Annotated in this window: 19 protein-coding genes; 13 read left to right on the top strand and 6 right to left on the bottom strand. The window is 62.0% G+C overall.

Translation table 11 applies throughout. The annotated features are described in order from the left end of the window. Positions 1–2 precede the first annotated feature (2 nt). A complete protein-coding gene (locus tag QDT79_RS01160) occupies positions 3–671 on the bottom strand; it encodes a DUF1190 family protein (RefSeq protein ID WP_063988664.1) in 669 nt (222 codons plus the stop codon). Between the two features lie 353 nt (positions 672–1,024). On the opposite strand from QDT79_RS01160, the gene QDT79_RS01155 reads away from it, so the two are divergent. The 4 genes from QDT79_RS01155 to dhaM are packed head-to-tail and all read left to right on the top strand — an operon-like array spanning position 1,025 to position 5,337. Further along, positions 1,025–2,125, top strand: a complete 1,101-nt coding sequence (locus QDT79_RS01155; protein WP_060424753.1) for a glycerol dehydrogenase — start codon at positions 1,025–1,027, stop codon at positions 2,123–2,125. A 51-nt stretch (positions 2,126–2,176) separates the two neighbouring features. Continuing rightward, a complete protein-coding gene (gene dhaK, locus QDT79_RS01150) occupies positions 2,177–3,247 on the top strand; it encodes a dihydroxyacetone kinase subunit DhaK (protein ID WP_197816949.1) in 1,071 nt (356 codons plus the stop codon). Positions 3,248–3,256: 9 nt separating this feature from the next. Continuing rightward, complete coding sequence (gene dhaL, locus QDT79_RS01145) at positions 3,257–3,889, top strand: dihydroxyacetone kinase subunit DhaL (RefSeq protein ID WP_063988666.1); 633 nt, start codon at positions 3,257–3,259, stop codon at positions 3,887–3,889. Between the two features lie 17 nt (positions 3,890–3,906). Further along, positions 3,907–5,337, top strand: a complete 1,431-nt coding sequence (gene dhaM, locus QDT79_RS01140; RefSeq protein ID WP_063988667.1) for a dihydroxyacetone kinase phosphoryl donor subunit DhaM — start codon at positions 3,907–3,909, stop codon at positions 5,335–5,337. Here the strand turns inward: dhaM and dhaR are convergent. Next, positions 5,334–7,283, bottom strand: a complete 1,950-nt coding sequence (gene dhaR / locus QDT79_RS01135; protein ID WP_308316127.1) for a dihydroxyacetone kinase operon transcriptional regulator DhaR — start codon at positions 7,281–7,283, stop codon at positions 5,334–5,336. The genes dhaM and dhaR overlap by 4 nt on opposite strands. A gap of 152 nt (positions 7,284–7,435) precedes the next feature. Beyond that, positions 7,436–8,953, bottom strand: a complete 1,518-nt coding sequence (gene hasF, locus QDT79_RS01130) for a multidrug efflux transporter outer membrane subunit HasF (protein WP_033654823.1) — start codon at positions 8,951–8,953, stop codon at positions 7,436–7,438. A 347-nt stretch (positions 8,954–9,300) separates the two neighbouring features. On the opposite strand from hasF, the gene nudF reads away from it, so the two are divergent. The 6 genes from nudF (at position 9,301) to QDT79_RS01100 (ending at position 14,737) form a co-directional block, all read left to right on the top strand. Then, positions 9,301–9,933 (top strand): ADP-ribose diphosphatase, encoded by a 633-nt coding sequence (nudF, locus tag QDT79_RS01125; protein ID WP_004937242.1) that lies wholly within the window; start codon positions 9,301–9,303, stop codon positions 9,931–9,933. After that, the gene (locus QDT79_RS01120; RefSeq protein WP_004937244.1) at positions 9,933–10,358 is read left to right on the top strand and encodes a DUF1249 family protein; all 426 of its coding nucleotides are present in this window, start codon (positions 9,933–9,935) and stop codon (positions 10,356–10,358) included. Before nudF ends, QDT79_RS01120 begins: the two co-directional genes overlap by 1 nt. 27 nt (positions 10,359–10,385) lie before the next feature. Then, positions 10,386–11,213 (top strand): 3',5'-cyclic-AMP phosphodiesterase, encoded by an 828-nt coding sequence (cpdA, locus tag QDT79_RS01115; RefSeq protein WP_033636061.1) that lies wholly within the window; start codon positions 10,386–10,388, stop codon positions 11,211–11,213. After that, positions 11,213–11,797 carry an esterase YqiA gene (gene yqiA / locus QDT79_RS01110; protein ID WP_025304306.1) on the top strand — a complete coding sequence of 195 codons (585 nt, stop codon included), beginning with the start codon at positions 11,213–11,215 and terminating at the stop codon, positions 11,795–11,797. Before cpdA ends, yqiA begins: the two co-directional genes overlap by 1 nt. Before the next feature lie 46 nt (positions 11,798–11,843). Continuing rightward, positions 11,844–13,739 carry a DNA topoisomerase IV subunit B gene (gene parE / locus QDT79_RS01105; RefSeq protein ID WP_025304305.1) on the top strand — a complete coding sequence of 632 codons (1,896 nt, stop codon included), beginning with the start codon at positions 11,844–11,846 and terminating at the stop codon, positions 13,737–13,739. An 83-nt stretch (positions 13,740–13,822) separates the two neighbouring features. Continuing rightward, positions 13,823–14,737: a LysR substrate-binding domain-containing protein gene (locus tag QDT79_RS01100; RefSeq protein WP_107227056.1), complete on the top strand. Its 915-nt coding sequence runs from the start codon at positions 13,823–13,825 to the stop codon at positions 14,735–14,737. Positions 14,738–14,742: 5 nt separating this feature from the next. Here the strand turns inward: QDT79_RS01100 and QDT79_RS01095 are convergent, their stop codons facing one another. Then, complete coding sequence (locus QDT79_RS01095; RefSeq protein ID WP_308317169.1) at positions 14,743–15,051, bottom strand: putative quinol monooxygenase; 309 nt, start codon at positions 15,049–15,051, stop codon at positions 14,743–14,745. A 33-nt stretch (positions 15,052–15,084) separates the two neighbouring features. Next, positions 15,085–15,666 (bottom strand): NAD(P)H-dependent oxidoreductase, encoded by a 582-nt coding sequence (locus QDT79_RS01090; protein WP_038879461.1) that lies wholly within the window; start codon positions 15,664–15,666, stop codon positions 15,085–15,087. 315 nt (positions 15,667–15,981) lie between these two features. Between QDT79_RS01090 and parC the strand changes: the two genes are divergently transcribed. The 3 genes from parC to ftsP all read left to right on the top strand — a co-directional run bounded on the left by parC (position 15,982) and on the right by ftsP (position 20,784). Beyond that, positions 15,982–18,255 carry a DNA topoisomerase IV subunit A gene (gene parC, locus QDT79_RS01085; protein ID WP_063988671.1) on the top strand — a complete coding sequence of 758 codons (2,274 nt, stop codon included), beginning with the start codon at positions 15,982–15,984 and terminating at the stop codon, positions 18,253–18,255. A 246-nt stretch (positions 18,256–18,501) separates the two neighbouring features. Next, positions 18,502–19,236, top strand: coding sequence for a 1-acylglycerol-3-phosphate O-acyltransferase (locus tag QDT79_RS01080; protein WP_308316126.1), 735 nt, complete (start codon positions 18,502–18,504; stop codon positions 19,234–19,236). Positions 19,237–19,368: 132 nt separating this feature from the next. Continuing rightward, the gene (gene ftsP / locus QDT79_RS01075; RefSeq protein ID WP_063988673.1) at positions 19,369–20,784 is read left to right on the top strand and encodes a cell division protein FtsP; all 1,416 of its coding nucleotides are present in this window, start codon (positions 19,369–19,371) and stop codon (positions 20,782–20,784) included. 17 nt (positions 20,785–20,801) lie between these two features. Here the strand turns inward: ftsP and QDT79_RS01070 are convergent, their stop codons facing one another. Continuing rightward, positions 20,802–21,713, bottom strand: a complete 912-nt coding sequence (locus QDT79_RS01070; protein ID WP_308316125.1) for a LysR family transcriptional regulator — start codon at positions 21,711–21,713, stop codon at positions 20,802–20,804. Between the last annotated feature and the right edge of the window lie 94 nt (positions 21,714–21,807).

Genomic DNA, 21,807 nt, shown 5'->3' with positions numbered 1-21,807 from the left:
CATCAACCGCCCATGCTGCGAGAGCCGGAGTTGGAGGTGGCGCTGCTGCGCTGCATGCTGGTCTGCTTGGCCACGCTCTCGCCGAAGCCGCCGCGAGTCACGGTGTTGGTGACTGCAGGCTTCGGCGCCATGGCGGTTTTCGGCACCGTCATGGTGCGGCCGCCGGCGGTGGCCGGGCCGTAGCTCTTGCCGCTGGCGTCGACAAACTTGCCGTTCGCCGGGCTGGCGGCGTTCTTGGAGGTGAAGAGCGGCTGCTGCGCGAAGCCGGAGCCGCCCATCAGGCGGCCCATCATGTAGCCCGCCATCAGCGGCATCCAGAAGCTGCCGCTGCTTTGCGATTCCGCCGCCATGCCGGCCTGCGCCGGAGCCGGCGCCTGGGTGCACTGCGCTTCGCCGAACTCGGCGACGCAGTCTTCGCGGGTAGCGTATTTCGGCGCGGTTTTCGCCGCTTCTTTCAGGGCGTTGTTGTAGGAGGTGGTGCACTGCTCGCTCATCGAAGGATTGGCGCGCGAACAGTCATCGGCATTCTGATACAGGGAGACCGTTTCATCGCTCTTCTCGCAGCCGGCCAGCATAAAGACAGCGCTGATCGCCAAAGCCACGGGCGCGACACGGTAGCTGCGCCAGGATTTGCGGAACGTCTCTTGGTTGATGTTTTTTGTCCGTTTCATCGTTATCAATCCCATCATGCGGGCTGTTTTCGCCCTTTCCCAGTAGTGGCGCTAAGGATAGGGGAAACATGGTCAAAATTAAAGCTGAAACGCCCGCAGAATCGACTCTTTACGCAGTTATACGTTGGGGTGTGCGCCAGTTCGCTTTCGCGGCGAAAAAACGCGCATTGGCGTTTCATCATGAAACGTTGTCGCTATGCTGATGTTCCATAATGGAACAAAAATCGCGAGGCTCGCCAGGCGGGCGGCGGGCGCTCATAGTCGAAGCACAACAACAAGCCGGCGGCGAAGTCGGCGCGTCATCACCTGATATCTGAACGTTACCATCGCCAACTCCCTACAAGGATCCGGTTATGTTGAGAATCATCCAGTCACCAGGCAAATATATTCAGGGCGCCAATGCGCTGGCCGCCGTCGGCGAATATGCCAAATCCCTCGCCGATCACTACCTGGTGATCGCAGACGACTTCGTGATGCAGCTGGCGGGCGACACCCTGATGGGCAGCCTGCAGCAGCACGGCGTGAAACATCACGCGGCCCGCTTCAACGGCGAGTGCTGCCGCAAAGAGATAGACCGGCTCGGGCATGAGCTCCAGGCCCACGGTTGCCGCGGCGTGATCGGCGTCGGCGGCGGCAAGACGCTCGACACCGCCAAGGCCGTGGCGCACTACCAACAGCTGCCGGTGGTGCTTATTCCCACCATCGCCTCCACCGATGCGCCGACCAGCGCGCTGTCGGTCCTCTACACTGAACAGGGCGAATTCGCCGAATACCTGATTTACCCGCGCAACCCGGACATGGTGGTGATGGACAGCGCCATCATCGCCAAAGCGCCGGTGCGCCTGCTGGTGGCCGGCATGGGCGACGCGCTCTCCACCTATTTCGAAGCCCAGGCCTGTTTCGACGCCCAGGCCACCAGCATGGCCGGCGGCAAATCGACGCTGGCGGCGCTCAGCCTGGCGCGGCTGTGTTATGACACGCTGCTGGCGGAAGGGGTGAAAGCCAAACTGGCGGTCGAGGCCGGCGTGGTGACGGAAGCGGTGGAGCGCATCATTGAGGCCAATACCTATCTGAGCGGCATCGGCTTCGAGAGCAGCGGTCTGGCGGCGGCGCATGCCATTCACAACGGTTTTACCGTGCTCGAAGAGTGCCACCACCTGTATCACGGCGAGAAAGTGGCGTTCGGCACCCTGGCGCAGCTGGTGCTGCAGAACAGCCCGATGGCGCAGATTGAAACCGTGCTGGCGTTTTGCCATGGCATCGGCTTGCCGATCACGCTGGCGCAGATGGGCGTCACCGGCGATGCGACGGCGAAGATCATGGCGGTGGCCGAGGCCAGCTGCGCGGCCGGCGAAACCATTCACAACATGCCGTTCAAGGTCACCCCTGCGGGCGTGCAGGCGGCGATCCTGACGGCGGATAGGCTGGGCGCCGCCTGGCTGCAGCGTCATTGATACCCTTGGGGCGCGGTGCGCCGCGTCCCTGTTCTTACAGAGGAAACCATCGTGAAAAAACTGATTAATCAGGTCGAGTCGGTGTTGGAAGAGCAGTTGCAGGGGCTGGCGGAGGCCCATCCCGAGCTGCTGGTGCACGCGGATCCGGTCTTCGTGACCCGCGCCGACGCGCCGGTGGCGGGCAAGGTGGCGATCCTGTCCGGCGGCGGCAGCGGCCATGAGCCGATGCACTGCGGTTTCGTCGGCGAAGGGATGCTCGACGGCGCCTGTCCGGGCGAGATTTTTACCTCGCCGACGCCGGATAAAATGTACGAGTGCGGCCAGGCGATCGACGGCGGTGCCGGGGTGTTGCTGCTGATCAAGAACTACACCGGCGACGTGCTCAACTTCGAAACCGCCACCGAGCTGCTGCACGACAGCGGCGTCGCGGTGGCGACGGTGCTGGTGGATGACGACGTGGCGGTCAAAGACAGCCTGTTTACCGCCGGGCGGCGCGGGGTGGCCAACACCGTGCTGATGGAGAAGCTGTTGGGCGCCGCCGCGGCGCGCGGCGATGATCTGGACAGCGTGGTGACGTTAGGGCATCGCATCAACAACCACGGGCACTCGATCGGCATCGCGCTGGGGGCTTGCACCGTGCCGGCCGCCGGCAAGCCGTCGTTCACCCTGACGGAAAACGAAATGGAGTTCGGCGTCGGCATTCACGGCGAGCCGGGCATTGCGCGCCGCCCGTTCACCACGCTCAACGCGGCGGTGGACGACATGTTCCATACGCTGATCGACCACGGCCACTATCAGCGCACGATCCGCGTCTGGGATCGTCAGCAGGGCGAGTGGCGCGACGAGATGCAGACCAAACAGCCGCTGACGCGCGGCGATCGTGCGATCGCGCTGGTCAACAACCTGGGCGCTACGCCACTGTCGGAGCTATACGGCGTGTACCATCGGCTGGCGGAGCGCTGCGCCGAAGCGGGCATCATCATTGAACGCAACCTGGTGGGGTCTTATTGCACCTCGCTCGATATGCAGGGCGTGTCTATCACGCTGTTGAACGTGGACGACGAGCTGTTGTCCTTGTGGGATGCGCCGGTGAAAACACCTGCGCTGCGTTGGGGTTGCTGAGGAGGAATCATGGCGTTGACCAAACAACAGGTTGTCGATTGGCTGATGCGTTGCGGCGAGGTGTTCAGCCGGGAGCGCGATTTTCTGACCCGGCTGGACACCGAGATCGGTGATGCCGACCACGGTTTGAACATGAATCGCGGTTTCAACAAGGTGGTGGAAAAGCTGCCGTCGGTGGCGGACAAGGATATCGGCTTTATCCTGAAAAACACCGGCATGACGCTGCTGTCGAGCGTGGGCGGCGCCAGCGGCCCGCTGTTCGGCACCTTCTTCATCCGCGCGGCACAGGCGGCGAACGCCAAGCAAAGCCTGGATCTGCCGGAGCTGCATCAGATGATGCAAGAGGGGGTGGAAGGCGTGGTGATGCGCGGTAAGGCGGAGCCGGGCGATAAAACCATGTGCGACGTCTGGTGGCCGGTGGTGGAAAGCCTCGGCCAGTCCGCGCAGCAGAACCTGAGCGTGGCGGAAGCGCTGCAGCGCGCCGCCGACAGCGCCGAGCGGGCGGTGGAGAGCACCATTACCATGCAGGCGCGCAAGGGGCGGGCCAGTTATCTGGGCGAGCGCAGCATCGGCCACCAGGATCCCGGCGCCACTTCGGTGATGCTGATGATGAAAACGCTGGCTGAGGTCGCCGGTAGTTAGCCGTAGCAGGAGGCGAGATGATTAATATCGTGGTGGTTTCGCACAGCGCGTTGCTGGCGCGCGGCGTTGAGCAGTTGGCGCGGCAGATGATGCGCGGCGATGGCTGCAAGCTGGCGCTGGCGGCGGGCGTAGATGACGAGGAACACCCGATCGGCACCGACGCGGTCAAAGTGATGGAGGCGATCGAAGCGGTCGCCGACGGTGACGGCGTTCTGGTGCTGATGGATTTGGGCAGCGCGCTGCTCAGTGCCGAAACCGCGCTCGATCTGCTGGACCCGGACGTGGCTGTCAAAGTGCGGCTGTGTGCGGCGCCGCTGGTCGAAGGCACGCTGGCGGCGGTGGTGGCCGCCAACTCCGGTGCCTCGCTGGAACAGGTGGTGGCGGAGGCTCAGGGCGCGCTGCAGGCCAAACAGGCGCAGCTGGGCGAAGGCTCGCCGGCCGCGAAAAGCGCGGCTTTGCCGCTGGCGCAGGGCAAAAGCGCAACCTGGACGGTGCAGAACCCGCACGGGCTGCACGCGCGCCCGGCGGCGCGGCTGGTCGAGACGCTGGCGCCGTTCAAGGCCGAGCTGGTGCTGGAAAAGCAGGGGCAGTGCGTCGATCCACGCAGCCTCAATCAGCTGGCGCTGCTGCAGGTGCGCCACGGCGATACTATTCGCCTGATCGCCGACGGCGCGCAGGCGGACGAGGCGCTGGCGGCGTTCAACGCGCTGGCGAAGCAACATTTCGGCGAGACGGTCTCCGAGCGGCAGCAGCCTTCGCTGCACGGTATCCCGGTGGCGGAAAGCGTCACCAGCGGGCCGGTGTTTCAGGCCCACAGCTTCTGGCCGCCAACCGCCGATCGACGGATTGGCGCGGACGAGGTGTTGGGCGAACAGCAACGCCTGCGTGAGGCGCTACAGCACACGCTGAGCGATCTGAACCGGCTGGCGGAACGCACCGGCACGCTGATCGGCAAGCCGCAGGCGGCGATCTTCGGCGCCCACAGCATGCTGCTGGACGATCCGGATCTGCAGCAGGCGGCGTACACCCGCATCGCGCAGCAGTTGTGCAGCGCCGAACAGGCCTGGCGGCAGGTGCTGGAGGCGATCGCCGAAGAGTACCGCGAGCTGGATGACGACTACATGCGGGCGCGTGAACTGGACGTGCGCGACATGCTGCGCCGCACGCTGTGCCATCTACAGGGGCTGCCGCTGCCGGCCATCGCGCTGGCAGAGCCGTCGATACTGGTGATGGACGAGCTGATGCCTTCGGAGGTGGTGATGCTCGACAGGCGGCTGGTGCTCGGCATCTGCCTGAGCGGTGGCAATGCCCTGTCGCACAGCGCCATTCTGGCGAAGGCGATGGGCATTCCGATGGTGGTCGGTATGCAGGATTGCCTGAGCAAAACCCGCAGCGGGCAGAAGGCGATGCTGGACGCCGCGCGCGGGGTGTTGCAGCTCAGCCACTAGGCGCGCAGCTTGAACTGTCGAATGTCGATCCCGTGCTGTTTGATCTTCCGCCACAGCGTGGTGCGGCCGATGCCCAGCAGCTGCGCCATCTCCGTCAACTGACCACGGCTGACGGTCGCCGCGCGCAGGATCGCCTGGCGCTCCATGTCCGTCAGCGTCAACAGCGGCGCGCCGGGCTGCGGATCGCTCTCCAGCAGCGACGGCTGGCCGAGCAGGTGTGTCGGCAAATCTGCTAACTGGATGTGGTGGCCGTGGCAAATCATCGCTGCGCGCTCCACCACCCCTTTCAGTTCCAAATCGTTGCCCGGCCACAGGTAGAGCGCCAGTTGGGCCATCACTTCGTCATCCACCCGAAAGCGACACTGAAAGTGTTGCTCCAGCGCGCGCAGATGGTGTTTGACCAGCAGCGGAATATCGCTCAGCCGCTGGCGCAGCGGCGGGATCTGGATCTCGAAGGCTTGCAGGCTGTAAAACAGCTGGCGGCGGAAGCGGTTTTGTTGCACCAGCAGCGGCAGATCGGCGGCGCTGCCGGCGATCACCCGCACATCGACCGGGATCACTCGGCTGGAATTGAGGCGGATCACCACGCCGGTTTTCAGCACCTGCAGCAACGCCGACTGCATCTCCGCCGGCAGGTATTCGATCTGTTCGAGATACAACGTGCCGCCGTTGGCCAATTCGAATTTGCTGAGCTGGCCCGCCTCTTCTTCGCTGGCGTCGCTGCCCAGCAGTTCACGCAGCCCCTGCGCCTGTGGCAGCAGCTGGCAGTTGAGGGCGATATACGGCCCGGCGGCACGTTCGCCGGCGTTGTGGATAGCCTGGCTGAGCCGCTCTTTGCCAACCCCTTCCTCCCCGCGCAGCAGGATCGGATGCTGGCCCTTGGCCGCCTGCTGCCCGTAACGGATCAGTCGCCGCATTTCCAGCGAGGCGGAGGGCATCTGTTCGAAGCTGTGGCTGACGCGCCCCAACTGGCTGCTGACATATTGGCGCAGCCGCTCGAGTGGGTGCAGCAGGGCGATGAAACTGCAGCGATCGCCGTCGAAAATCGGCTTGAGCGTCAGCAAGGCGGCAATAAACTGCCGCTGGCTTTCGAAGGTGACTTCGACGTGTTGCAGCGGCTGCCGGTCGGCGATGGCGCGCTTGAGCAGGGCGGGCAGCGTCAGCAGCTGCGCCAGCGGTTTGCCCTGGCTCTGCTGCTCGTCCAGCTTCAACAGGGCGGCGGCGCGCTGGTTGATATATTGCAGGTAGCCACGGTGATCCCAGGCCATGACGCCGTCGTCTACGCCGTCCAGCAGGCCGTAAAGCTGGTTAAGATGGCGGTTGGATTCCGCCAGCAGGCCGTCGGCGTTCAGCGAATTGCCGATTTCGCGAGCGATGGCCAGCGTCAGCGACAGATCGCCGGCGGCGCAGTCGGCCAGCAGGCAGCCCAGCGCGATCGAGCCGCGTTGGCGGCCGCTGTTGTCGTAGACCGGCGTCGCGCAGAATGACCAGCCGTGCAGCGCCCGGCGCACGTGCTCCTCGCCGCTCACCCGCACCGGGTGGCCTTCTGCCGCCGCCAGCGCCGGGGCGTTGGTGCCGATCTGCCCCTCGGCCCAGTAAGCGCCGGGGGCGAACCCCAATGGCTGCAAAAGCTCCCAGGTTTGGGTGTCGCCGCAGCGCCACAGCATGCAGCCGCTCTTGTCGAGGATCATCAACAGGCAACGACGCGGCTCCATGTATTCGCAGGCGTCCTCCAGCGCCGCCTGGCCGAGCGTCAGCAGGTCGTTCTTGCGGCGGCAAATCGATTCGAAGGTGGCGCCCTGGGCGCGGTGCGGTGCTTGCCAGACGTCGGGCTGCATCAGGCTGCGGCAGCGCAGCCAGGAGGCGTAAACCGCCTGTGTCGGGCGCAGTGGCGGCGGCAGTTCGCCGTCGTTAATCAAGCGCTGCCAGCGTGAATCGTTGTCCATCGAACCTCACCAGACTGCGAAAATGAGAGTGACGATGATACCACCTGGCACAGCGGCGGCTGTGAGGCGGCGGGCAGAAGCGGGGGAAATCGGGGCAAAAAAAAAACGGGGTGCGGCGCAGGCCGGACCCCGTATTTATCAACGCGTGCGCATCAGTTGCGGAATGGGTTGCCGCTGTTGCGAGCCGGTTGGCTGGTGGTGACGGCCGGCGCGGATGCGCGAGTGGCCGCCGGTACCGGCGCTGCGGTTTGCTGCATTGGCGCATTGTCCTGATAACCGTCCGCATAGGCGTCCTGCGCACGGTTCTGCGGCGCCACGGCGTCAGGTGCGGTCGACACCGGTTTACCCAACGCGCCATTCAACAGCAGCAGATCGTTCTGGTTCAGCGTGCCGAGCGCCGACTTGATGTTCAGCTGGTTGATCAGATAGGTGTAACGCGCGTCGGACAGCTGACGTTTGGCGTTATACAGGGTGGTGGTGGCGTCCAGCACATCGACGATGGTGCGGGTACCAACCTGATAACCGGCTTCCATCGCATCCAGAGAGCTCTGCGCGGAAATCACCGCCTGTTTGTAGGCGTTGATGCTGCTGATCGAGGCATTGACGTTGTTGAACGACGAACGCACGGTCTGCACCACGCTGCGGTGTGAGCTTTCCAACTGCTCGCTGGCGCCGACGAAGCCATACTGCGCTTGTTTCACCTGGGAATTGGTCGCGCCGCCGCTGTACAGCGGCAGGTTGAAGCTGATGCCGACCTTATTTTGGCCCGCATCGGAGTCGCTGTAGCGCGCGGCATTCGCGCCGCCGGTGTTGGATCCGTTGTATTTGGTATTGCTGATGCCGGTTGACGCGCTGACGTCAATCGTCGGCATATAGCCGGTTTGGGCTGCGCGGATTTGCTCGCGCGCCAGATCCTGGCTCAGACGGGCGGACAGCAGGCTCAGGTTGCGCGCTTCCGCTTCTTTCAGCAGATTGTTCACCGCTTCCGGGCGCTGGGTACTGAAGCGATCGGTATTCAGAGAGGCCAGCTCCGGGTAGAAGGCCCCGGTCACCTGGCGCAGCGTTTCCAGCGCATTATCCAGATCGTTGCGGGCGGAGACTTCCGCCGCCAGCACGGTGTCATAGTTCGAGCGGGCGTTCTGCACGTCAGTGATCGCCACCAGGCCCACGTTGAAGCGCTGGGTGGTTTGATCCAGCGTGCGGTATACCGCATCTTTCTGCGCCTGGGTATAGGACAGCGTGTCGATCGCTTTCAGCACGTTGAAGTAGGCGGTGGCGGTGTTGAGAATCAGCGACTGCTCGGCGGTTTGGAAGGTGACGTCGGAGATGCCGGCGGTTTTTTCCTGCAGCGTCAGCTGGCGCCATTTCGACATGTCGAAAATAGTTTGCGTCAGCGCCAACGAACCGCTGGTCACGTTGCTGTTAACGCCATTGCTGTCACGATAACCGTTGGTGTAATCGTAACCTGCGGTTAAACCGAGCTGCGGCAACAGCGGGCTGCGCGCTTCATTGATCTTTTCGAATGCGGCATCGCGGTCAGCTGCACTTTTGCGCAGATCCGGGTTACTTTCCCTGGCCTGTTTGTAGACCTGCAGCAGGTTCTCTGCCTGGCTCATTGCACTGAAGCCGCCCAGGCTCAGTCCGATAAGAAGGGGGAGCAGTTTCTTCATTTGCATTCCTTGTTGTGCAGCAATATTGCTATGTTAGCGCTGACGATAGACGAAATAGTTGCCGATTCTAGCAGAGTCTGCGGTACGCATCAGGTGGCTGAATGTGCCATCTCACGTAACTTTTACCTTTCAGGCCGCCCATTTACCTTGGCGTACTGCCCGGGCCGACTGCAGCTGATATTATGGCTGACAATCCGGATTGTTTCCCGCTATTACCTGCGAGCGCACAAACGTGCCGCATCCGGCGGCGAAAAACAGCCTAACATAAAGCCGCGGCGGAGAGTCCCGCTGTTTCTGTCATCAAAACCGTTTATTTTATCGGCATACTCAAGCAGGAGAATTCGCGCATGAACCGTTCGCAGCCATCGCCCGTTACTTTCGATAAAAAAGATGTAGAAATTATTGCACGCGAGACGCTGTACCGTGGTTTTTTTTCACTCAATTTATACCGGTTTCGCCATCGGTTGTTCAATGGCGAAATGAGCCCTGAAATCACGCGTGAAATTTTCGAACGCGGCCATGCGGCGGTGCTGCTGCCCTACGATCCGGTGCGCGACGAGGTTGTGCTGATTGAACAACTGCGCATCGCCGCGGTCGATACCAGTAATTCGCCCTGGCTGCTCGAAATGGTGGCGGGTATGATCGAAACCGGCGAAAGCGTCGAGGACGTGTGCCGCCGCGAAGCGCAGGAAGAGGCCGGCGTGGTGGTCGGGCGCTGCAAACCGGTGCTGAGCTACCTGGCCAGCCCCGGCGGCACCAGCGAACGTTTGTCGATCATGGTCGGCGAAGTGGACGCCGGCACCGCCGAGGGCATTCACGGCCTGGCGGAAGAACATGAAGATATCCGCGTCCACGTGGTCAGCCGCGAGCAGGCTTACCGCTGGGTGGAGGAGGGCGCGATCGATAACGCCGCATCAGTGATTGCATTGCAATGGCTGGCGTTGCACCATGAATCGTTGAGAAAAGAGTGGGCCAACTAATGAAACAGCGCTATACCCCTGATTTCCCCGAAATGATGAGATTGTGCGAAACCAACTTCGCGCAATTGCGCCGCTTGCTGCCGCGCAACGACGAAGCGGGCGAAACGGTGACTTATCAGGTGAACGGCGCCGGCTATCGTTTGACCATCGTTGAGTCCACGCGTTACACGTCGCTGGTGGAGATCGAGCAGATCTTTCCGGCGGTCAGCTACTGGAGCCTGCCCGCGATGACGGTGCGGTTGTACCATGACGCCATGGTTGCGGAAGTGTGTTCCAGTCAGCAGATCTACCGCTTTAAAGCGCGTTATGATTATCCTAATAAAAAGTTGCATCAACGCGACGAAAAGCATCAAATTAACCAGTTTCTTGCTGATTGGCTGCGCTACTGTTTGGCGCATGGAGCGATGGCGGTTCCGGTTTGTTAGACAGACTGAAATAACAAAGGACACCATTTGGAAAGCCTGTTTAAACTGCCCGTGGCGAGTGGGGCTGCGGTCAGGATTCTACAAATAACAGATACCCACCTTTTTGCCGGCGAACACGAGACGCTGCTCGGCATCAATACCTATCGCAGCTATCACGCGGTGCTGGACGCCATCCAGGCGCAGCGCCGCGACGTCGATTTGATCGTCGCCACGGGAGATTTGGCGCAGGATCATTCGCAAGAGGCGTACCGCCACTTCGCCGCCGGCATCGCGCAACTGCCGGCACCCTGCGTGTGGCTGCCGGGCAACCATGATTTTCAACCGGCGATGGTCGACGCGTTGGCCGCCGCCGGCATTGCGCCTTCCAAACAGGTGCTGCTGGGCGACAGCTGGCAGGTGCTGATGTTGGACAGCCAGGTGTTCGGCGTACCGCACGGCGAATTGAGCGAATACCAGCTCGAGTGGATGGAGCGCTGCCTGCAGGCTCACCCCGAGCGCTATACGCTGTTGCTGCTGCACCATCATCCGCTGCCGTCCGGTTGCACCTGGCTCGATCAGCACAGCCTGCGCAACCCGCATATGCTGGGCGCGATCCTGCTGCGTTATCCGAAAGTGAATACCGTGGTGTGCGGGCACATTCACCAGGATCTGGATCTGGAATGGCAGGGCCGGCGCCTGTTGGCGACGCCGTCCACCTGCGTGCAATTCAAGCCGCACTGCACGAACTTCACCATCGACGACGTCTCCCCCGGCTGGCGCTACCTCGATCTGCTGCCGGACGGCCGCGTCGAGACGCAGGTGTTCCGCCTGGAAAACGACGATTTCCGCCCCGATATGGACTCGGATGGATACTGATGCCTTCGACACTGCTCTACCTGCACGGTTTCAATAGTTCGCCGCAGTCGGCCAAGGCGGTGGCCTTCAAGGCCTGGCTGGCCGAGCACCATCCCGACATCGAGATGCTGGTGCCGCAGCTGCCGGCCTTTCCGGCGGAGGCCGCCGAGATGCTGGAAAATATGGTGTTGGAGCGCGCCGGCCAAACGCTCGGGCTGGTCGGCTCATCGCTGGGCGGCTATTACGCCACCTGGTTGTCGCAGTGTTTTTCCCTGCCGGCGGTGGTGGTCAACCCGGCGGTCAAGCCGTTTGAGCTGCTGGTGGACTATCTCGGCGCCAACGAGAACCCCTACACCGGCCAGCAATATGTGTTAGAGTCTCGGCACGTTTACGATCTGAAAGTGATGCAGATCGATCCCTTGGAGTCGCCGGATTTAATCTGGCTGCTGCAGCAAACGGGCGATGAAATTCTCGATTACGGCCAGGCAGTGGCGTATTACACCGCGTGTCGGCAAACGGTGGAGTCGGGTGGAAACCACGCCTTCGTCGGTTTCGAGCACTACTTCCCCCAGATTGTGGATTTTTTAGGGCTAAACGCGGTCTGACGGACCGTTCCGGCACCTCCCTTTAACCACGAAAAAATAATCAACGATGACTCAATCCAGCTATAACGCTGATGCCATTGAAGTACTCAGCGGTCTAGAACCAGTGCGCCGTCGTCCCGGCATGTATACCGACACGACGCGCCCAAACCACCTCGGCCAAGAGGTGATCGATAACAGCGTCGACGAAGCGTTGGCCGGTCACGCCAAGCGTATCGACGTGATTCTGCACGCCGATCAGTCGCTGGAAGTGATCGACGACGGCCGCGGCATGCCGGTGGACATCCACCCGGAAGAGGGTGTGCCGGCGGTTGAGTTGATCCTGTGTCGGCTGCACGCCGGCGGTAAATTCTCGAATAAAAACTACCAGTTCTCCGGCGGCCTGCACGGCGTTGGGATCTCGGTGGTCAACGCCCTGTCGAAGCGGGTGGAAGTCAACGTGCGCCGCGACGGTAACGTCTACGGCATCGCCTTCGAAAACGGCGACAAGGTGCAAGATCTGACCGTGACCGGCACCTGCGGCAAACGCAACACCGGCACCAGCGTGCACTTCTGGCCGGACGAACAGTTCTTCGACAGCCCGCGTTTCTCGGTATCGCGCCTGACTCACCTGCTGAAAGCCAAAGCGGTGCTGTGCCCTGGCGTCGAGATCTATTTCATCGACAAGGTGAACAACACCGAACAGCGCTGGTGCTATCAGGACGGCCTGACCGACTATCTGATGGAAGCGGTCAACGGCCTGATTACCCTGCCGGAAGCGCCGTTCGTCGGCAATTTCGCCGGTGATACCGAAGCGGTGGACTGGGCGCTGCTGTGGCTGCCGGAAGGCGGTGAACTGCTGACCGAAAGCTACGTCAACCTGATCCCGACCATGCAGGGCGGCACCCACGTCAACGGCCTGCGTCAGGGGCTGCTGGACGCGATGCGCGAGTTCTGCGAATTCCGCAATATTCTGCCGCGCGGCGTGAAGCTGTCGGCGGAGGATATCTGGGATCGCTGCGCCTACGTGCTGTCGGTGAAGATGCAGGATCCGCAGTTCGCCGGGCAGACCAAAGAGCGTCTCTCCTCGCGCCAGTGCGCGGCCTTCGTTTCCGGCGTGGTGAAAGACGCCTTCAGCCTATGGTTGAACCAGAACGTTCAGGCGGCGGAACAGCTGGCCGAGCTGGCGATCTCCAGCGCCCAGCGCCGCCTGCGCGCCGCCAAGAAAGTGGTGCGCAAGAAGCTGACCAGCGGGCCGGCGCTGCCGGGCAAGCTGGCGGACTGCACCTCGCAGGATCTGGCCATGACCGAACTGTTCCTGGTGGAAGGGGACTCGGCGGGCGGATCGGCCAAACAGGCGCGCGATCGCGAATATCAGGCGATCATGCCGCTGAAGGGCAAGATCCTGAATACCTGGGAAGTTTCCTCGGACGAAGTGCTGGCCTCGCAGGAAGTGCACGACATTTCCGTGGCGATCGGCATTGATCCGGACAGCGAAGATCTCAGCCAGCTGCGCTACGGTAAAATCTGCATCCTGGCGGATGCGGACTCCGACGGCCTGCACATCGCCACGCTGCTGTGCGCGCTGTTCGTGCGCCACTTCCGTTCGCTGGTGAAAGGCGGCCACGTCTATGTCGCCATGCCGCCGCTGTACCGTATCGATCTCGGTAAAGAGGTGTTCTACGCGCTGGATGAAGAAGAGAAAGCCGGCGTGCTGGAACAGCTGAAGCGCAAGAAGGGCAAGCCGAACGTGCAGCGCTTTAAAGGGCTGGGCGAGATGAACCCGCTGCAGCTGCGCGAAACCACCCTCGATCCGAACACTCGCCGTCTGGTGCAACTGACGGTGGCAGAGGATGACGTCGATCAGACGCTGGCGGTGATGGACATGCTGTTGGCCAAGAAGCGTTCGGAAGATCGCCGCAACTGGCTGCAAGACAAGGGCGACATGGCCGAACTGGCGGTCTGAGCTTGACCCTGGCCCGGTGAAACGCCGGGCCTGCTTTCCCGCAGGGCGTTGCATGCGGCGCCCGTCAACCTGGGGCGAACCGCGTGAAGATCACCCTCGAAGAGCTGCTGGCGTTCACGGCGGTGGTCGACAGCGGTTCGGTCACCGCCGCCGCCGATCGGCTCGGCCAAACCACCTCCGGCGTCAGCCGCGCACTCAGCCGCCTGGAAACGAAACTCGACGCTACGCTCTTGCGCCGCACCACGCGTCGTCTGAGCCTGACCGAAGAAGGGCAGAGCTTCCTGGTGCCTGCGCGCGAAATCCTGCGCTCGGTGGATCAGGCCGAAGCGCTGATGGCGCTACGGCGCCAACTGCCCGCCGGCCGGCTGCGTGTCAACGCCGCCGCCCCTTTTATGGCGCACGTGCTGGTGCCGATGGTGGCGGAGTTCCGCCGCCGTTATCCGCAGATTGAGCTGGAGCTGGACACCGACGATCGCAATATCGACCTGTTGGAGAAACGCGCCGATATCGCGATCCGCATCGGCGCGCTGCGCGACTCCACGCTCCATGCGCGCCTGCTGGGGCATAGCCGGTTGCGCATCCTCGCCAGCCCGGATTACCTGCAACGGCATGGCGAACCGCGCGGCGTGGAAGATCTGCACCGCCATTGCCTGTTGGGATTCACCTACCCGGAGTCGCTGAACCAGTGGCCGCTGCGTCACCGGCAGGCGCGGCATTTTGCCATCGAACCGACGATCTCGGCCTCCAGCGGGGAGACGCTGCGTGAGTTGGCGTTGCGCGGGGCGGGCATTGTCCAACTGGCGGATTTCATGACCCGACGCGATCGGGAAGCGGGCAGGCTGGTGCCACTGCTGGTGCGGGAGACGCTGGACGTGCGTCAACCGATCAACGCGGTGTATTACCACGACGCCCAGCTGGCGGCGCGCCTCACCTGTTTTCTCGACTACGTCAGCGCTCGCCTTGAGGGAGAACCTCCAGAGGCCGCAGAGGGCCTCTGAAGGGATTACAGCGCGTTTTCCAGCACGTAGATCTCGGTACCCAGCACGTAGTCCTTGATGGTTTCGCGGTGCTTGAGCATATGGTCTATCTGCAGGTGCTTTTCCAGATGCGCCTGGCTTTGCCATTTTTCCAGCATAAACACCGAATCCGGCGACAGTTTCTGCCAGGTGGCCTGCGTGTGGCTGTCTATCATCGGCGTGTATTCGCCGCAGCCTTCTTCTGCCAGCACCAGCGGCACCAGCTTTTCAATGGCTTGTAACACGGTGGCGCGGTGGCCGGGTTTGACTTTGATTTCTGCGATTACGGTGATCATCATTACCTCGTTGGTTAAGCCGTTCGCTGCCAGTTAAGCAAAAATTTCCGCCAGATGCTCGCGATAACGTGCGATGTCCGTTTCGATATCCGGTTGTTTTATCACGTCATTGCAGATAAAGGTCGGCAAGGCTTCCATCCCCAGGAACTGGTTGGCCTTGTGGAAGTGCAGGTAGACGCCGTCGACGCCGACGCCGTGGAAGAACTGGTTCGGATCGGTGAAGGCCTCGAGCGGGGCGTTCCAGGTCAGGCTCAGCAGGTATTTTTTGCCCTGAATCAGGCCGCCGGAGCCGTACTTCTTGCCGGCGTCGGAGCGGGTGCGGCCATCGCTGGCGTACAGGCTGCCGTGGCCGGCGGTGAACACTTCGTCGATGTATTTTTTCAGGATCCAGGGTTCGCCCATCCACCAACCCGGCATCTGATAGATGACCGCATCGGCCCACAGGTATTTCTGTACTTCGGCTTCGATGTCATAGCCGTCGTCGACCACCGTGACCTGCACATCGTGCTGCAGATCGCGCAGGAAGCTTTCCGCCACGTCGCTCAGGGTTTGGTTGAGTTCGCCGTTGGAATGGCCGAATTGCTTTTTAGCGTTGATAATCAGGATATTGCTCATCTTTTGCGGCTCCCGTCAGAGTTAAGATAGATGCCGTTTTCCGCTGCGGTGCGCAAAAACAGCTTGCTGAACGAGAGTGTAATCGTTGGCCAGGCAAGTAAAAACGTGACGGCAGGCACAACAGTCTTGATTCTTAATCAACAATAACGGTGGAGTTTTGCCTAAACGCCCCAGCGACAGCGCCTTCGGCCGGCGATCCTTGCGCCAACTGTGACAGCCACCCCGCAGATGGGTTACTATCGCGGGCAGAATCGACAAGCGATGCCTTATTGTCGTCCAGGGATTGCCAAGCCACGGTCTGAGGATAATTGAGTAATGAGTGATCTGACTCATGACGGTGTAGAGCGTTTACCGCTGCACACATTCACTGAAAACGCCTATCTGAACTATTCCATGTACGTCATCATGGATCGGGCGTTGCCGTACATTGGCGACGGTTTGAAGCCGGTACAACGCCGCATCATCTACGCCATGTCTGAGCTGGGGCTGAATAACAGCGCCAAATTCAAGAAATCCGCCCGTACCGTGGGCGACGTGCTGGGTAAATACCACCCGCACGGCGACAGCGCGTGTTATGAGGCCATGGTGCTGATGGCGCAGCCGTTCTCGTACCGCTATCCGCTGGTGGACGGCCAGGGGAACTGGGGGGCGCCGGACGATCCCAAGTCGTTTGCGGCGATGCGTTATACCGAATCGCGCCTCTCCAAATACGCCGAAGTGCTGCTGGCCGAGCTGGGGCAAGGCACCGTCGACTGGATCCCGAATTTTGACGGCACGCTGCAAGAGCCGAAGATGTTGCCGGCGCGTCTGCCGAACATCCTGCTGAACGGCACCACCGGCATCGCCGTCGGCATGGCGACCGACATTCCGCCGCACAACGTGCGCGAAGTCGCCGCCGCTGCGGTGGCGCTGCTCGACAAGCCGGGCGCCTCGCTCGATGACCTGCTCGAATTCGTGCAGGGGCCGGACTTCCCGACCGAAGCCGAGATCATTACCCCGCGCGACGAAATCCGCAAAATTTACCAGAGCGGCCGCGGCTCGGTGCGCATGCGCGCCGTGTGGAAGAAAGAAGACGGCAGCGCGGTGATCACCGCCTTGCCGCATCAGGTGTCCGGCGCCAAAGTACTGGAGCAGATCGCCAGCCAGATGCGCGCCAAGAAGCTGCCGATGGTCGAAGATCTGCGCGATGAATCCGACCACGAAAACCCGACGCGTCTGGTGATCGTGCCGCGCTCCAACCGCATCGATCTGGAACAGGTGATGAACCACCTGTTTGCCACCACCGATCTGGAACGCAGCTACCGCATCAACATGAATATGATCGGTCTGGATAACCGCCCGCAGGTTAAAGGGCTGGTGGAGATCCTCACCGAATGGCTGGCCTATCGTCGCGACACGGTGCGCCGCCGCCTGAACTATCGCCTCGAGAAAGTGCTGAAACGCCTGCATATCCTCGAAGGTTTGCTGGTGGCGTTCCTCAATATCGACGAGGTGATCCACATCATCCGCAGCGAGGATGAGCCGAAGCCGGTGCTGATGGAGCGTTTCGGCATCTCCGATACCCAGGCGGAAGCGATCCTCGAGCTGAAACTGCGTCACCTGGCCAAGCTGGAAGAGGTCAAGATCCGCGGTGAGCAGGATGAGCTGGCGAAAGAGCGCGATCAACTGCAGGCGCTGCTGGCGTCCGAACGCAAGCTGAACACGCTGATTAAGAAAGAGATCCAGGCCGATGCGCAGACCTACGGCGACGATCGCCGTTCGCCGCTGACCGAGCGCGCGGAAGCCAAAGCGATGAGCGAGCACGACTTCGTGCCGTCCGAGCCGGTGACCATCGTGCTGTCGGAAATGGGCTGGGTGCGCAGCGCCAAGGGCCACGACATCGATCCGGCCGGCCTGAGCTACAAGGCCGGCGACAGCTTCCGTGGCGCGGCGCGCGGCAAGAGCAACCAACCGGTGGTGTTCATCGACTCCACCGGGCGCAGCTATGCGCTCGATCCGATGACGCTGCCTTCGGCGCGCGGGCAGGGCGAGCCGCTGACCGGCAAGCTGACGCCGCCGCCGGGCGCCACCATTGAGCAGGTGCTGATGGCGGCCGACGATCAGAAGCTGCTGATGGCGTCCGATGCCGGTTACGGCTTCGTTTGCACCTTCAACGATTTGGTAGCGCGCAACCGCGCCGGCAAGGTGATGATCACGCTGCCGGATAACGCCAGGGCGCTGCCGCCGATGGAGATCCACGGCGCAGACGACATGCTGCTGTCGATCACCGCCGCCGGGCGCATGCTGATGTTCCCGGTTGCCGATCTGCCGCAGCTGTCGAAGGGCAAAGGCAACAAGATCGTCTCGATTCCGGCAGCCCAGGCGGCGGCCGGCGAAGACAAGCTGGCCTGGCTGTTCGTGCTGCCGCCGCAGGCGTCCGTCACGCTGCACGTCGGCAAACGCAAGCTGACGCTGCGGCCGGAGGATCTGCAGAAGTTCCGTGCGGAGCGCGGTCGCAAGGGCACCCAACTGCCGCGTGGCCTGCAGCGCATCGATCGCGTCGAAGTGGATGCGCCGGTGCGGGCGTCGGGCGGCGACAGCGAAGAGTAAGCGTTGGCGTTAGCGTTAACGGGCGGTCGCAGCATGCTGTGGCCGCCTTATTTATTTTTGCTGGCGTTTATTTTCCAAATAGTTAACATTTCTGCGCATAAAATTATTGTGCGTACTGCCGGCTGGCGGGAAAATAGCGAGAAAGGCAGGCGACATCGGCGTGCTTATCGCCTGGCCGGCAAATAATGAGTAAAGGAATCTGCGCAGCGAAGTAAACTGCGTTGGCAGTGTGCTAATGAGGTTGTTATGTTATTGATTTTGCGTGCCGTTCTCGCCACTCTTTTCTGTATTCTGGTGTGTATTTTCGGTTCTGTTTATTGCTTGTTCAGCCCGCGCAATCCCCGCCATGTGGCGACCTTCGGCCACCTTTTCGGCCGCCTGTCGACGCTGTTCGGCATCAAGGTTGAAACCCGCGTGCCGGCCGATGCGGCCAACAACGGCAACTGCATCTATATCGCCAACCACCAAAATAACTACGACATGGTGACGGCCGCCAATATCGTGCAGCCGCGCACCGTGACCGTCGGTAAAAAAAGTCTGGTGTGGATCCCGTTTTTCGGCCCGCTGTATTGGCTGACCGGTAATCTGCTGATAGATCGTGATAATCGCGCCAAGGCGCACGGCACCATCGCCCAGGTGGCGGAGCAGTTCAAAAAGAAAGACATTTCGATCTGGATGTTCCCGGAAGGGACCCGCAGCCGCGGTCGCGGACTGATGCCGTTTAAAACCGGTGCCTTCCACGCGGCCATCGCCGCCAGCGTGCCGATTGTGCCGATCTGCGTATCGACCACCAGCGGTAATATAAATCTTAATCGCTGGAATAACGGTCATGTGATCGTCGAGATGTTGGCGCCGGTGGATACCAGCAAATACGGCAGAGAAAACGTGCGCGAGCTGGCGGCCCATTGCCGCGAGCTGATGGAGGCGAAGATCGCCGAATTGGACGCCGAAGTCGCCCAGCGCAACGCCGCCAAAAAATAAGAGTCTACCGGCTTCAAAGAATACGTTTTTAATTGGCGTTCAGCGCCGTTAACGCCTGAGCGCCTGCTAATCTTGATTGGCGGGCGTTTGGGTTTTGCACACGGTTTAGTTATTGCTTTTCATGGAGAAAATATGTCACTCAGTCGACGTCAGTTTTTACAGGCATCGGGCCTGGCGCTGTGCGCGGGCGCCGTGCCGCTGAGGGCAGAGGCGAGCGGAACGCAGACCCCATTACCCATCCCTCCACTGCTGGAGTCGCGCCGCGGTCAGCCGCTGTTCCTGACCCTGCAGCGCGCCCACTGGGCGTTTATGGATAACCGCAAAGCGGCGGTGTGGGGCATCAACGGCATGTATTTGGGGCCGACGGTGCGGGTTTACAGCGGTGACGACGTCAAACTGATCTACAGCAACCGCCTGCAGGAGCCGGTGGCGATGACCATCAGCGGTCTGCAGGTGCCGGGCACATTGATGGGCGGCGCGCCGCGCATGATGTCGCCCAACGTCGACTGGTCGCCGGTGCTGCCTATTCGCCAGGCGGCGGCCACCTGTTGGTACCACGCCAACACGCCGAACCGCATGGCGCCGCACGTATACAACGGGCTGGCCGGGCTGTGGCTGGTGGAGGATGCCGTCAGCAAAGCGCTGCCGCTGCCCAACCACTATGGTGTCGACGATTTCCCGCTGATCATTCAGGACAAGCGCTTCGATAACTTCGGCACGCCGCAATACGATGCGCCGTCGCAGGGTGGTTTCGTCGGCGATACGCTGTTGGTCAACGGCGTGCAAAACCCGTATGTCGAGGTGTCGCGCGGCTGGGTGCGTTTGCGTCTGCTCAACGCCTCCAACGCGCGCCGCTATACCTTGCAGCTCAGCGACGGACGACCGTTCAACGTGATCGCCAGCGATCAGGGCTTTCTGCCTGCGCCGGTCGCGGTGCAGCAGCTGTCGCTGGCGCCGGGCGAACGCCGGGAAGTGCTGATCGACATGTCGAAGGGCGAGGAGGTGACCATCACCGCCGGTGAAGCGGCGGGCATCATGGATCGCCTGCGCGGCCTGTTCGAGCCGTCGAGCATTTTGGTGTCCACCCAGGTGCTGACGCTGCGCCCGACCGGCCTGCTGCCGCTGGTGACCGACAACCTGCCGATGCGTCTGCTGGCGGATCAGCTGTTGGACGGCAGTGCCAGCCGCACCCGAGATTTCCGCCTGGGCGACGGCGGCGTCGGCATCAACGGCGCGATTTGGGACATGAACCGCATCGACGTGCAGGCGCAGCAAGGCACCTGGGAACGCTGGAACATTCATGCGGATACGCCGCAGTCGTTCCATATTCAGGGCGTGCAGTTCCTGATCAAACGCGTCAACGGCGCGCAGCCGATGGCGGAAGATCGCGGCTGGAAGGACACCGTCTGGGTCGATGGCGACGTCGAGCTGCTGGTGTATTTCAACCAACCTACCTCCGAACACTTCCCGTTCCTGTATTACAGCCAGACGCTGGAGATGGCCGATCGCGGCACCGCCGGCCAGCTGATGGTGCAGCCGACGATGTAATCTGCGCTGCGGGCCGCTTACGGCGCCCGCAGTCTTTCCAGGAAGGCCTGCACCACCGGCGTCACGCTGTCGGCGCGGTAAACCGCGTACAGATCCGCCGGCGGCGCCTGTTGCAGCGAGCAAAAGCGCACGCCGGGCCACGGGATGCGGCCGTAGCTGTCCGGCAGCAGCGTAATGCCGCAGCCTTCCGCCACCAGCGCCAGCAGGGTTTGCGGCTCGTTGACCTGATAAGCGACGTCCGGCAAAAATCCCTGCTGCAGACACAGATTGTGCAGATACAGCCCCAGGCTGGCCTCGTGCGGCGGCAATACGATGAAGCTGTCGTTCTGCAGCGCCGCCAGCGGGATGTTTTCCTGCTGCGCCAGCGGATGAGCGATCGGCAGCACCACGGCGATGCTTTCGCACGCCAACCGTTGGCAGGTCAACCCCGGCAGCGTCTGTTGCTGCGCCTCTCGCCAAACCCCGATATCGATATGCCGCTTTTGCAGCGCGGCGATTTGCTGGCTGGGCGTCAGCTCGTTCAACGACCAGGTTACGCCGGCGTTTTGCTCGCTGAACCGCCGCAGCGCAGCGATCAGGCCGCCCCAGGCCGACGTGCCGACCATGCCGACCACCATGTGGCCGCCTTGGCCGCGCCCCATCTGTTGCACCTGATGCAGCGCGCTGTCGGCCTGATCCAGCAGCCGCTCGACGTTGCGCAGCAGCGTGCGGCCGGCCGGCGTCAGCGTCATGGAGCGGGTGGTACGTTTGAACAGCACCACCCCGAGCTGGCTCTCCAGCTCCTTGATGTGCTTGCTGAGCGGCGGCTGTGACATATTCAGCCGCCGAGCGGCCTGGGTGAAGTTCATCTCTTCCGCTACCACGCGGAAATAGTGCAGCAGACGGAAGTTAATCCGGCCGGGATCGGGCAGGGCATGGGGCGGGTTCATCCGGGGTATTGTCTCCTTGTGACGCAGCTCAACTTATAGGTAAATGGAATAAATCGGCCGCCAAGAATGTATTGGTCTCGGCCGCGCCTCGCTC

The organism is Serratia marcescens, assembly GCF_029846115.1.
Lineage (GTDB): Bacteria > Pseudomonadota > Gammaproteobacteria > Enterobacterales > Enterobacteriaceae > Serratia > Serratia marcescens_L.
This window is presented reverse-complemented; position numbering and strand designations above follow the sequence as displayed.

Excerpts from the sequence above, each read along its gene's own strand:
- hasF (WP_033654823.1), bottom strand. The coding sequence starts at position 8,953 with ATGAAGAAACTGCTCCCCCTTCTTATCGGACTGAGCCTGGGCGGCTTC.
- QDT79_RS01155 (WP_060424753.1), top strand. The coding sequence starts at position 1,025 with ATGTTGAGAATCATCCAGTCACCAGGCAAATATATTCAGGGCGCCAAT.
- QDT79_RS01120 (WP_004937244.1), top strand. The coding sequence starts at position 9,933 with ATGAAACAGCGCTATACCCCTGATTTCCCCGAAATGATGAGATTGTGC.
- dhaL (WP_063988666.1), top strand. The coding sequence starts at position 3,257 with ATGGCGTTGACCAAACAACAGGTTGTCGATTGGCTGATGCGTTGCGGC.
- yqiA (WP_025304306.1), top strand. The coding sequence starts at position 11,213 with ATGCCTTCGACACTGCTCTACCTGCACGGTTTCAATAGTTCGCCGCAG.
- parE (WP_025304305.1), top strand. The coding sequence starts at position 11,844 with ATGACTCAATCCAGCTATAACGCTGATGCCATTGAAGTACTCAGCGGT.
- dhaR (WP_308316127.1), bottom strand. The coding sequence starts at position 7,283 with ATGGACAACGATTCACGCTGGCAGCGCTTGATTAACGACGGCGAACTG.
- nudF (WP_004937242.1), top strand. The coding sequence starts at position 9,301 with ATGAACCGTTCGCAGCCATCGCCCGTTACTTTCGATAAAAAAGATGTA.
- ftsP (WP_063988673.1), top strand. The coding sequence starts at position 19,369 with ATGTCACTCAGTCGACGTCAGTTTTTACAGGCATCGGGCCTGGCGCTG.
- QDT79_RS01070 (WP_308316125.1), bottom strand. The coding sequence starts at position 21,713 with ATGAACCCGCCCCATGCCCTGCCCGATCCCGGCCGGATTAACTTCCGT.
- QDT79_RS01160 (WP_063988664.1), bottom strand. The coding sequence starts at position 671 with ATGAAACGGACAAAAAACATCAACCAAGAGACGTTCCGCAAATCCTGG.
- QDT79_RS01095 (WP_308317169.1), bottom strand. The coding sequence starts at position 15,051 with ATGATCACCGTAATCGCAGAAATCAAAGTCAAACCCGGCCACCGCGCC.
- QDT79_RS01080 (WP_308316126.1), top strand. The coding sequence starts at position 18,502 with ATGTTATTGATTTTGCGTGCCGTTCTCGCCACTCTTTTCTGTATTCTG.
- dhaM (WP_063988667.1), top strand. The coding sequence starts at position 3,907 with ATGATTAATATCGTGGTGGTTTCGCACAGCGCGTTGCTGGCGCGCGGC.
- QDT79_RS01090 (WP_038879461.1), bottom strand. The coding sequence starts at position 15,666 with ATGAGCAATATCCTGATTATCAACGCTAAAAAGCAATTCGGCCATTCC.
- parC (WP_063988671.1), top strand. The coding sequence starts at position 15,982 with ATGAGTGATCTGACTCATGACGGTGTAGAGCGTTTACCGCTGCACACA.